The 10,881-nt window shown below is 48.9% G+C and carries 12 protein-coding genes and 1 riboswitch; of the genes, 2 read left to right on the forward strand and 10 right to left on the reverse strand.

The annotated features are described in order from the left end of the window. Positions 1 to 89 precede the first annotated feature (89 nt). From purF to CGZ90_RS17515, 10 genes are all read right to left on the reverse strand, one after another. Positions 90 to 1,508 (reverse strand): amidophosphoribosyltransferase, encoded by a 1,419-nt coding sequence (gene purF, locus CGZ90_RS17470; RefSeq protein ID WP_094253807.1) that lies wholly within the window; start codon positions 1,506 to 1,508, stop codon positions 90 to 92. Further along, positions 1,484 to 3,715: a phosphoribosylformylglycinamidine synthase subunit PurL gene (gene purL / locus CGZ90_RS17475; protein WP_094253808.1), complete on the reverse strand. Its 2,232-nt coding sequence runs from the start codon at positions 3,713 to 3,715 to the stop codon at positions 1,484 to 1,486. Before purL ends, purF begins: the two co-directional genes overlap by 25 nt. Continuing rightward, entirely contained in the window at positions 3,699 to 4,382 is a 684-nt protein-coding gene (gene purQ, locus CGZ90_RS17480; protein WP_094253809.1) for a phosphoribosylformylglycinamidine synthase subunit PurQ, read from the reverse strand. Before purQ ends, purL begins: the two co-directional genes overlap by 17 nt. Then, positions 4,379 to 4,633, reverse strand: a complete 255-nt coding sequence (gene purS / locus CGZ90_RS17485) for a phosphoribosylformylglycinamidine synthase subunit PurS (protein WP_094253810.1) — start codon at positions 4,631 to 4,633, stop codon at positions 4,379 to 4,381. Before purS ends, purQ begins: the two co-directional genes overlap by 4 nt. Beyond that, a complete protein-coding gene (gene purC, locus CGZ90_RS17490) occupies positions 4,621 to 5,343 on the reverse strand; it encodes a phosphoribosylaminoimidazolesuccinocarboxamide synthase (protein ID WP_094253811.1) in 723 nt (240 codons plus the stop codon). Before purC ends, purS begins: the two co-directional genes overlap by 13 nt. Before the next feature lie 95 nt (positions 5,344 to 5,438). After that, positions 5,439 to 6,731, reverse strand: coding sequence for an adenylosuccinate lyase (gene purB, locus CGZ90_RS17495; RefSeq protein ID WP_094253812.1), 1,293 nt, complete (start codon positions 6,729 to 6,731; stop codon positions 5,439 to 5,441). Next, on the reverse strand, positions 6,728 to 7,873 hold the full coding sequence (gene purK, locus CGZ90_RS17500) for a 5-(carboxyamino)imidazole ribonucleotide synthase (RefSeq protein ID WP_094253836.1): 1,146 nt from the start codon (positions 7,871 to 7,873) through the stop codon (positions 6,728 to 6,730). The genes purB and purK overlap by 4 nt, the downstream gene beginning before the upstream one ends. A gap of 1 nt (position 7,874) precedes the next feature. Further along, on the reverse strand, positions 7,875 to 8,363 hold the full coding sequence (purE, locus tag CGZ90_RS17505; protein ID WP_094253813.1) for a 5-(carboxyamino)imidazole ribonucleotide mutase: 489 nt from the start codon (positions 8,361 to 8,363) through the stop codon (positions 7,875 to 7,877). Between the two features lie 119 nt (positions 8,364 to 8,482). Continuing rightward, positions 8,483 to 8,585, reverse strand: a riboswitch (purine riboswitch). A 75-nt stretch (positions 8,586 to 8,660) separates the two neighbouring features. Then, positions 8,661 to 8,861, reverse strand: coding sequence for an NETI motif-containing protein (locus CGZ90_RS17510; RefSeq protein WP_094253814.1), 201 nt, complete (start codon positions 8,859 to 8,861; stop codon positions 8,661 to 8,663). A gap of 9 nt (positions 8,862 to 8,870) precedes the next feature. After that, on the reverse strand, positions 8,871 to 9,398 hold the full coding sequence (locus CGZ90_RS17515) for a DUF2179 domain-containing protein (protein WP_094253815.1): 528 nt from the start codon (positions 9,396 to 9,398) through the stop codon (positions 8,871 to 8,873). A gap of 137 nt (positions 9,399 to 9,535) precedes the next feature. On the opposite strand from CGZ90_RS17515, the gene CGZ90_RS17520 reads away from it, so the two are divergent. Continuing rightward, positions 9,536 to 10,003, forward strand: coding sequence for a ferritin family protein (locus CGZ90_RS17520; protein WP_094253816.1), 468 nt, complete (start codon positions 9,536 to 9,538; stop codon positions 10,001 to 10,003). Positions 10,004 to 10,333: 330 nt separating this feature from the next. After that, the gene (locus CGZ90_RS17525; protein ID WP_094253817.1) at positions 10,334 to 10,672 is read left to right on the forward strand and encodes a hypothetical protein; all 339 of its coding nucleotides are present in this window, start codon (positions 10,334 to 10,336) and stop codon (positions 10,670 to 10,672) included. Positions 10,673 to 10,881 lie beyond the last annotated feature (209 nt).

Consider the following 10,881-nt stretch of genomic DNA (forward strand, 5'->3'; position numbering starts at 1 on the left):
TCCTAAAAGATCGGGGGTACGGTACCATTTGATTTCATCCCCGTTATATCACCATTCTGCTCAAATGGTACCGTACCCCCTACAATGTCTTAAACCATTTCCTTCTCGTAAGGCATCACTGTATCCGGGTAGATTTCTGTTGGATACTTGCCTGTGAAGCATGCGACGCACTGGCCACAGTTTTGTTCATTATTCGGCCGCCCTATTCCGCGGAATAAGCCATCAAGCGAAATGAAGGCTAAGGAATCTGCACCGATCATCTCGCAGATTTCCTGAGGTGTGTGCTTGGATGCAATCAGTTCCTCACGCTCTGAGGTATCGATGCCGTAATAGCATGGGTGAGCGATAGGCGGAGCGGTAATGCGCACGTGAACCTCTGTCGCTCCTGCTGCCCGCAGCATCCCAACGATGCGGCGGCTTGTCGTGCCGCGAACGATTGAATCATCCACCATGACAACACGCTTTCCTTCCACGATCGCGCGCACAGGTGACAGCTTCATCTTCACGCCAAGCTCGCGCAGCTCCTGAGACGGCTGGATGAACGTCCGGCCGACATAGCGGTTTTTGATCAAACCGATCTCGTATGGAATGCCTGATGCTTCAGCGTACCCGATCGCAGCTGATATGCTCGAATCCGGCACCCCTGTCACGACATCCGCCTCAACCGGCGCTTCCTGAGCCATCACTTTGCCCAGCGACTTTCTTGCCGCATGAACGTTGATTCCTTCAATATTGCTGTCTGGACGAGAAAAATAAATGTATTCCATCGAGCACATCGAACGCTGAACAGAAGTTGAGAAGAACTCCGACGTCAAACCATTTTTATTGATAACAAGCAGCTCTCCTGGCTGTACATCGCGCAAGTATTGAGCGCCGACTACATCAAACGCACACGTTTCACTCGCGACCACATACGCATCGCCCAATATACCGAGCGACAGCGGACGCAAGCCGTTCGGATCGCGCGCCACCATGATTTCTGTTTCAGTCATGATCAAGAATGAATATGCGCCCTTCAGCATCGTGAGTGCATTTTTTACCTTTTCTTTCAGATACAAATAGCCGCTCCGCTTGATCAGATGCGCGAGCACTTCTGTATCGGACGATGTCTGAAAAATGCTTCCTTGCGATTCAAGCTGATGCTTGAGCGCATTCGCATTCACTAAGTTTCCGTTATGCGCGAGAGCTAATGAACTTGTCTGTGAACGGAAGAGAAGAGGCTGAACGTTGGCGTATTCCGCACCGCCTGCCGTCGCGTAGCGCACATGGCCGATACCTGCCATTCCTGTCAGGTCCTCCAGCTCACCCTTGCCGAACACTTCGTTCACGAGACCGTGTCCTTTATGCATTCTCAGCCGCTCGCCGTCCGTGACGACGATACCGGCGCCTTCCTGGCCGCGGTGCTGCATGCTGTGCAGCCCGTAATACGAAAGCTGTGCCGCTTCACGGCTGCCCCATATGCCAAAAACGCCGCATTCTTCGTTTAAACCTTTGATGTCAGCAAGCATGGGATTGCTCCTCTCCAAGCTTTCTCCAATTCTTCATGACTGCATTTCACAAGCTCGCGGCCTTCAGGACCATCAATCGCTAGCCCTAGTTCCTGTCTTACAAACCCGATCTGCACCGCGTCGCTCATCACTTTTTCAAACTGCTCAGCATGCTCTGGTTTTACCGTAATCAAGAAACGTGACTGTGATTCTCCGAAAAGTACGCCTGCCTCGTCACCTTCTAAAACGACTGAAGCTCCGACATTCCCTTTCATCACGCACTCTGCCAGCGCAACAGCTGCTCCGCCTTCCGCCACATCATGAGCAGATTCCACAAGCCCCTTTTGAATCGCTTCTAAAAGCTGTGCCTGACGCTTCCACTCAACATCAAGATCAAGTTCAGGCGCCTTGCCAGAAATACGGCCAGTCTGCATCTTCTGCAGCTCGCTTCCGCCAAACTCCGGCTTGCTCTCACCCGCAAGATAGATTAAATCTCCAGCATTTTTAAATTGCTGTGTTGTAATATGTTCAAGATTCTCGATCAGACCGACCATCCCGATAACAGGTGTCGGATAGACCGCGACTCCGTTTGTTTCGTTATACAACGAAACGTTCCCGCCGATTACCGGCGTTTCAAGCTGTCTGCATGCCGCGCTCATGCCGTCGGCTGCTTTTTCCAGCTGCCAGAAAATCTCCGGCTTTTCCGGGTTTCCGAAGTTCAGGCAGTCTGTTACCGCAAGCGGCTTCGCACCCGAACAAACTAGATTTCTTGCTGCTTCAGCTACCGCGATTTTTCCGCCAACTTCCGGATCAAGGTATAGATAGCGCGAGTTGCAGTCTGTCGTCATCGCGAGCGCTTTTTCTGTGCCGCGGATTCTGACAACTGCCGCATCCGATCCAGGCGCTACCGCTGTGTTCGTGCGCACCATATAGTCGTATTGGCTGAACACCCACTCTTTGCTAGCGATTGTCGGCTGCGATAATAGCTGCAATAACGTTTCTTTAAAACTATCAAGTGCTGGAACGAACGGCGCTTCTGATTGGAATTCACTGTAATATGCCGGCTCACTGGAAGGCTTGTTATAAACGGGAGCATCTTCTGCCAATGCATCGACCGGAAGCTCTGCCACTACATCGCCGTGATGCAGCAGACGCAATACTTTTTCCTCGATAACCGAACCGATTGTAACAGCATCCAAATCCCATTTTTCAAAATAAGCAGCTGCTTCATGCTCGCGTCCTTTTTCAACGACTAAAAGCATACGCTCCTGAGACTCCGACAGCATCATCTCGTAAGCTGTCATGTCTTTTTCACGCTGCGGAACGAGGTCAAGGTTCATCTCGATCCCGACTCCTGCTTTGCTCGCCATCTCAGCGGATGAACTCGTCAATCCTGCTGCACCCATATCCTGAATCCCGACGAGTGCGTCACAGCCTTGGATGACTTCTAAACACGCTTCCATCAGCAGCTTTTCCATAAACGGATCGCCGACTTGGACCGCCGGACGCTTTTCTTCAGACGCGTCTGTCAGCTCTTCTGAAGCGAATGTCGCGCCGTGAATGCCGTCGCGCCCTGTTTTCGCGCCAACGTACATGACCGAGTTCCCGATGCCGTGCGCCTGGCCTTTTTTAATATCCTTATGATCGATGAGACCGACACACATTGCGTTCACGAGGGGGTTGCCTTCATATGACGCGTCAAACTGCACTTCGCCCCCGACTGTCGGGATACCGATACAGTTTCCGTAGCCAGCGATACCTGCCACGACTTGCTCGAACAAATATTTCACACGCTCTGACTCTAGCTCACCGAATCGAAGAGAGTTTAGCAGTGCGATCGGACGCGCTCCCATCGAGAACACATCGCGGATAATGCCGCCGACGCCTGTAGCTGCGCCCTGGTACGGCTCGATCGCTGATGGATGGTTGTGCGATTCGATTTTAAAAACGACCGCCTGTCCGTCGCCGATATCCACAATCCCAGCACCCTCGCCAGGACCTTGCAGGACATGCTTGCCATCAACCGGGAACTTTCTGAGAACCGGCTTCGAGTTTTTATACGAGCAATGCTCGCTCCACATAACCGAGAACAAGCCGGTCTCTGTCCAGTTCGGCAGACGTCCGATAATGCTCTGGATTAATTCAAATTCACTGTCACTTAAGCCCATTTCACGGTACAAACGCTGTTCCTTTATCTGAATGTCAGTAGGTTCAAGATGAGATAACATGGCTTTCCCTCCAGCTCTTTACAATCGATTGGAATAGCTTCAGTCCGTCCGCACTGCCAAGCAGTTCGTCAACGGCGCGTTCCGGATGCGGCATCATGCCGAGTACGTTGCCCGCTTTATTCGTGATCCCTGCGATATCGGCAACCGATCCGTTCGGGTTGTTGTTATAACGGAACACGATCTGTTTGTTCTCCTCCAGCTGCTGAAGCGTCTCTTCATCGCAAAAGTAGTTGCCTTCTCCATGCGCGATCGGAATCGTGATGATCTCGCCTTTTTCATAGCCGTTCGTGAACATCGTCCCGCTGTTTTCAACAACGAGCGGTTCCGGCTGGCAGATGAATTTTAGCGATTCGTTTCGTCTCATCGCTCCAGGCAGAAGTCCTGCTTCTAGCAAAATCTGAAATCCGTTGCAGACACCGAGTACGGGTTTGCCTTCGTTTGCTGCCTTCACGACCTCGTCCATCACGTTTGCAAAACGCGCAATCGCGCCTGTGCGGAGATAATCGCCGTAGGAGAATCCTCCTGGCAGCAAGATACCGTCAAATCGGCTTAAGTCACTTTCTGTATGCCAAACATATTCTGCTTCCATCCCGAGGCCATCGGCCACCGCGTGGTACATGTCGGTGTCACAGTTGGAACCCGGGAACACAATCACCGCGAATTTCACTGTCCGACGACCTCCTCCACCTCATACGTGTAGTCTTCAATGACTGGGTTAGATAATAGCTTTGTGCACATTTCATTCACTTTTTCATCAATATCGTAATCGCCTTCTTCAAACGTCAGCTCCAAATATTTTCCGATGCGAACGTCTGAGACTTGAGTGTGAGACATTTTGTGAAGCGAGCCCATCACAGCTGTTCCCTGCGGATCCAAAACACTCTCTTTTAACGTGACAAACACTTTTACTTTGTACATGATACTCCTCCTAGACGTTCTAAAATTTTTTCGTACGCTGTTGTCAAATCGCCAAGATCACGGCGGAACACATCTTTATCGAGCTTTTCATTCGTTTCTGAATCCCACAAGCGGCACGTGTCAGGCGAAACTTCATCGGCGAGCAGCAGCTGACCGTTCTCATCTGTCCCGTATTCAAGCTTAAAATCTACAAGCTTCACATTCTTTGATGCAAAGTAGGTTGTGAGCACCTCGTTCACCTTCAACGCACTGCTGCGCATTTCCGCCAGCTGTTCTGGATTAGCAAGGTTCAAGATCGCAATATGATCGTCGTTGATGAGCGGATCACCCAGGTCATCATTTTTGTAATAAAACTCAACGATTGTCTGCGGAAGGATCTCGCCTTCTGCCAGGCCGAGGCGCTTTGCGAGTGTACCGGCTGCAATGTTGCGGACAACGACTTCAATCGGCACGATCTCAACTTTTTTCACGAGCTGCTCGGTTTCTGACAAGCGTTTGACGAAATGAGAAGGAATTCCCTCAGCTGCGAGCATCTCGAACAATAACGATGATATCTCGTTGTTCAGCCTGCCCTTGCCTTGAATCACGGCTTTCTTTTCGCCATTAAACGCTGTCGCGCTGTCTTTGTAGCTGATCCACACGACCTGTTCATCAGATGTCCGATAAATTATCTTCGCCTTGCCTTCATACAGCATTTCCAGCTTTTCCACGGTACACAGCCCCTTCGTTTGCGGAATAATAGCAATCTTCAATCTATTGGAAGTGAAAGAAAAAGGGAGTCTGCTTAAAACTCCCTTTTTAGATGTTAAAGACCTAGCCTTTCAAAAATCGTGTCAACCTGCGACAGGTGGTACGAGTAATCAAAGCAATCTTCAATCTCTGCTGGTGTTAATTTTTCTGTAATCTGCGTTTCTCCCTCAATCAATGTGCGGAATTGAACGCCTTCTTCCCACGCCTGCATCGCTTTTGGCTGGACGATATCGTACGCTGCTTCACGAGCCATTCCTTTGTCGATCAGCTTTAGCAGTACGCGCTGCGAGTAGATCAATCCATACGTGCGTGCCATGTTGCGCTTCATGTTTTCCGGGAATACCGTCAAGTTTTTCACGATATTGCCAAAACGGTTCAGCATGTAGTTCAGCAGAATCGTCGCATCTGGCAGGATAATGCGTTCTGCCGAAGAATGCGATATATCGCGTTCGTGCCAAAGCGATACGTTCTCATAAGCTGTCATCATGTGCCCGCGAATCACGCGCGCCAGCCCTGTCATGTTTTCCGAACCGATCGGGTTACGCTTATGCGGCATTGCAGAAGACCCTTTCTGACCCTTCGCGAAAAACTCTTCAACCTCGCGCGTTTCGCTCTTCTGCAGTCCGCGGATCTCTGTCGCGAACTTCTCGATGCTCGTTGCGATTAGTGCCAGTGTGGACATATAATGCGCGTGGCGGTCACGCTGCAATGTCTGTGTCGAAATCGGTGACGCTTCTAGTCCGAGGTTCTCACACACATATTTTTCAACGAACGGATCGATGTTCGCGTACGTTCCAACCGCGCCAGACAGCTTACCGACACGAACCGTTTCAGCTGCCTGCTTAAAGCGTTCAACGTTGCGTCTCATCTCTTCATACCAAAGCGCCAGCTTCAGACCGAACGTTGTCGGCTCAGCATGTACACCGTGCGTGCGCCCCATCATGACCGTGTATTTATGTTCTTTCGCCTTTTCGCCGATAATCTCAACAAAGCGATCTAGGTCAGCAGCCAGAATGTTGTTTGCTTGAAGCAGCATGTATGATAATGCAGTATCCACGACATCTGTAGACGTCAGGCCGTAATGCACCCACTTGCGCTCTTCGCCAAGTGTTTCAGATACGGCACGTGTGAACGCGACTACATCATGGCGTGTTTCCTGCTCGATTTCATAAATGCGGTTCATATCGAATGACGCGTTCTCGCGAAGAACCTTCACGTCCTCTTTCGGGATATCGCCAAGCTCAGCCCATGCCTCACATGCAAGGATCTCAACCTCAAGCCACGCTTTAAAACGGTTTTCATCTGTCCAAATCGCACCCATCTCCGGGCGTGTATAACGTTCAATCATCGAATTACCTCCGTCAAGTTCTGTGGATACACAGCTTGTATGATCCGGTCCGCCTCTGTTAAGACCTTTTCCGTCGAATCGCCCAATACTGTGATGTGCCCCATTTTACGTTTCGTTTTCGCTTCGTCTTTTCCGTACAGATGAAGTTTAGCTTCTTTCAATTCTGATAAGTTGTTCAGTATGCTCTCTATATGTTCTCCCAAAACATTGATCATCACAGCAGGCTTTAAAAGTTCAGTGCTGCCAAGCGGCCAGCCGCAGATCGCACGTATATGCTGATCAAACTGCGACGTCGCGCATGCCTCGATCGTGTAGTGACCTGAGTTATGCGGCCTTGGCGCGAGCTCGTTCACATAAAGCGTTCCGTCTGCTGCGGCGAACATCTCTACAGCAAGCGTGCCGATCAGGTTCAGTTCTGCTGCCACCGACCGCGCCAGCTGCTTCGCCTTTTGCTCCGTTTCAGCTGTCACCCTTGCCGGAACGATCGTCTGGTGAAGGATGTTGTTCACATGAATGTTCTCTGCCAGCGGGAATGTTGTCGTTTCTCCATTCACGCTGCGAGTGATGATAACGGACAGTTCTTTTTCAAAAGGAATCCAAGCCTCGAGTACAAAATCGTTGCCGTACTTTAGCAGTTCTTCTGCTATTGAAAAGTCTTGATTCGTGAGGATAACAACCTGTCCTTTGCCGTCATAGCCGCCGCGGCACGTCTTCAAGACTGCCGGGAGTCCGGTATAAGCTGCCGCTTCGCGAAGTGATTCGGCATCATGCACCGCTTTAAATGGCGCCACCGGAACTCCAGCAGCCATAAGCGTTTCTTTCTCGCGCAAACGGTGCTGCGTCACCTGCAGCAGCCTGCTTCCCTGCGGCAGGTTCGCATTGGTTTCAAGCCATGCCGCCGACTGCACATCCACGTTTTCAAACTCATACGTGATAACATCCGATTTTTCAGCAAGCTCCTTAATGCCGTCTTGATCGTCATAAGCCGTGATAACCTCGTGGTCGCTCACCTGGCCGCATGGAGAATCTGCTGCCGGCTCCAGTACGGCAACTCTAAGGCCCATCTCACGCGCGCTTAGTGCCATCATGCGTCCGAGCTGTCCGCCGCCCAATATTCCGATTGTCTGCCCTGGCAAAATCATCTTATACAAGCTGATCACTGCTTTCTAGGACTGCCGCCTCAGTAGCAGCACGTCTTTGTTTGAGTTTTTCACGCAAAGTGCTGTCTTGGTTTGCAAGGATCTGTGCTGCAAGCAGGCCAGCGTTCGTTGCTCCCGCTTTCCCGATCGCGACCGTCGCGACCGGAACGCCTCCAGGCATCTGCACGATCGACAGGAGTGAATCCAGTCCGTTTAATGCTTTAGACTGAACCGGGACCCCGATCACCGGCACCGTCGTCTTTGCCGCAACCATACCGGGGAGGTGCGCTGCTCCTCCAGCACCCGCAATAATCACCTGCAGACCTCGCTCTTCAGCAGCTTCCGCATATTGAAACATAAGGTCTGGGGTACGGTGCGCCGAGACAACTTTCCTTTCGTACTGCACTCCGAGCTCTTCGAGTACCTGACACGCGTGCTGCATCGTTTCCCAATCTGACGTGCTTCCCATGATCACTCCGACTTGTATAGGCATGGCATACTGTCCTCCTTAAATTTTCAGAAAAATAAAAAAAACCAGCAAGGGGGATTCATCTCTAATGAGAGAAAGCCGCCTGTCTGGACATACTTCGCCTGAATGCTTATAAAGATGACAGAAAAAAAGCTTTCCCTCATAGTCTGATGAATTAATGGACATCAGGTAGAGACTTACGGGCCGTATCCCCGAAATTATATGAGGGCGATATTCATCTGTTTTCATTGTAGCAACCTGTTGTGAAAAGGTCAATAAAAATCGAACAATCAATGTGTTATTGGTTTTATCGTTCGGTTTTTACAGTAATTTTCCTTCAAAAGTGATGCGCTGCTCTTTTACTTCTACCTCTATCTTGCCGTTTTTCTTCACTTCATGAAAAACCGGCTCTTCCATCCTGCGCATTGGCAAATAGCCTTCCGCTGCCATCCGGTCGAGGCATTGGGAGATTGTTTCTCCTGTTTCAACCTGAAATTTCTTCTTGTTAGGCTTCTTTTCCATGAATACTTGCTACCTCCTGATGCTCTTCACCCAGAACCCGCCATGAAACGCTTTTGGCTCATGCGAGATAATAAACGCCTTCGGATCAAGCACTTTTACCGTTTCATATAAACTTTTCTCTGATTTTCTTGATGTGAGGATCTCCATCATTAATCGCTGACCTTCACGCCCGTGCGCCATCCAGTCCGTTACACCAAAGCCTTTCGACCGGATCTGGTTCGGCAAATCAGACGCCAGCTCAGTCGTGATCACGTTCACCGTAATATAACCAAGCGCCAGCTTCTCCTCGATTTTCATCCCTACAAGCACGCCAAGGCCATAGCCAACCGCATACGCGATGAGATTCTGTATCTGGTCGAGGTTCTCAAGAACGAGCCCGAGACCGACAACATAGATGACGACTTCAAAAACCGAAATAAACGCCGCCAGATACCTCTGATTTTTCAGCGTCAAAATCATTCTTATCGTAAAAAAGGAAACATAAACAATATTGATTAAAAGGATGATGGCAACCATCACTAACCCGTTGCTTAACATGATGACCTCCTGCTGCTTGCCTTCTTAAAATACTTCGTCTAGAATAACATTTTTTCTAGCACATGGAAAATGAAAGATTTATCCAGAGTGTGTTCGTTTATCACTCATATAGGCGAAGAAACATACGATAAGAACAAATGCGTAAGAAAGGAATGATCTTATTGTACCCTTCATATCAACAGCAGCAATCATCTCAAGGCTATGGAGTCTCTCCGCAAGTTCTTGAAATTATTAAAGAGAGCATTTCTGGCGAGGCAAACGGTTCAGCATATTATAAAAAACTGTCACAGCTCGCACCTAATCCATATGCTAAAAAGACACTAGAAAAAATGTCTAAGGATGAATATGAGCATTATCAAATGTTTTCTCAGGCTTATCAATACCTCACAGGCCAGCAGGTGCAGCCTGATATGAAACCAGTAAACATAAAAAATTACCGCCAAGGGTTACTAGAAGCTTTTGAAGACGAGATTACAGACTATGAAAAATACCGCGATACGTATTTAATGACGCAAAACCCTCTTATCCGAGACCTCTTCTTCCGCCCGATGTCAGATGAGATCAAGCATGCAACGAGGATTAACTTTTTGCTGCAGATGATTTGACGTGCGTGCGGCCGGAAATTGGGGTTTAAACCGCAATATTATGGTTTTTATCCGTAAATCTCGATTTTTGCCCGTGTATATGGATTTTTAACCGTAAATTTGGTTTTTTGACTGCAAATTGATTTGAGTGGGTTCCACGGCAGCTCTATTTGACGGAAATGGCTAAGATGAGAGGCTTGTTGGGGGGCAGGACCCGTAAATTTTGATTTTGACCCGTAAATCTGGAATTAGACCCGCGTTTTTTTAATTAGACTCGTAAATTTGTGTATTGGACCCGCAAATGTTTCTAATTAAGATTCTGCAGCAGTGCATCCTAGGAAAATCGCTTCTATGCCTTATACAAATAAGAAGATAACCGGTTTTTGGTTATCTTCTTATTTTGTTCTTCCTCATTTCTTCCCTCATTTTGTTCCAAAAAGAAAAAAAGGAGATGACCGCAGTTGGTTATCTTCTACCTTATTATTTCTTTTTCATCTTTCAACAAAAAAAGATAGGATGATGTTATATCATCCCACCTTTTTTGCCCAGCCACGTCCTACTCTTACAGGGGGAAACCCTAAAGCTACCATCGGCGCTGAAGAGCTTAACTTCCGTGTTCGGTATGGAGCCGACGCCCTTGTGTACGCTTCTTTGCTGGCTTGTGACGAGGAATCCACCTCGTCTGATTAGACTCGCAGACGCAGGAACAGGACGTTGAATAACCCACATGCTCCTCCGTTTTAATACGTAAAAGAAGATAACCGAATTTGGTTATCTTCTACCTTATTATTTCTTTTTCTTCTTTAAACAAAAAAAAAGATAGGACGATGTTAAATCGTCCCACCTTTTTTGCCCGGCCACGTCCTACTCTTACAGGGGGAAACCCCCAACTACCATCG

Source organism: Fictibacillus aquaticus (genome assembly GCF_002245695.1).
GTDB classification, from domain to species: domain Bacteria; phylum Bacillota; class Bacilli; order Bacillales; family Fictibacillaceae; genus Fictibacillus; species Fictibacillus aquaticus.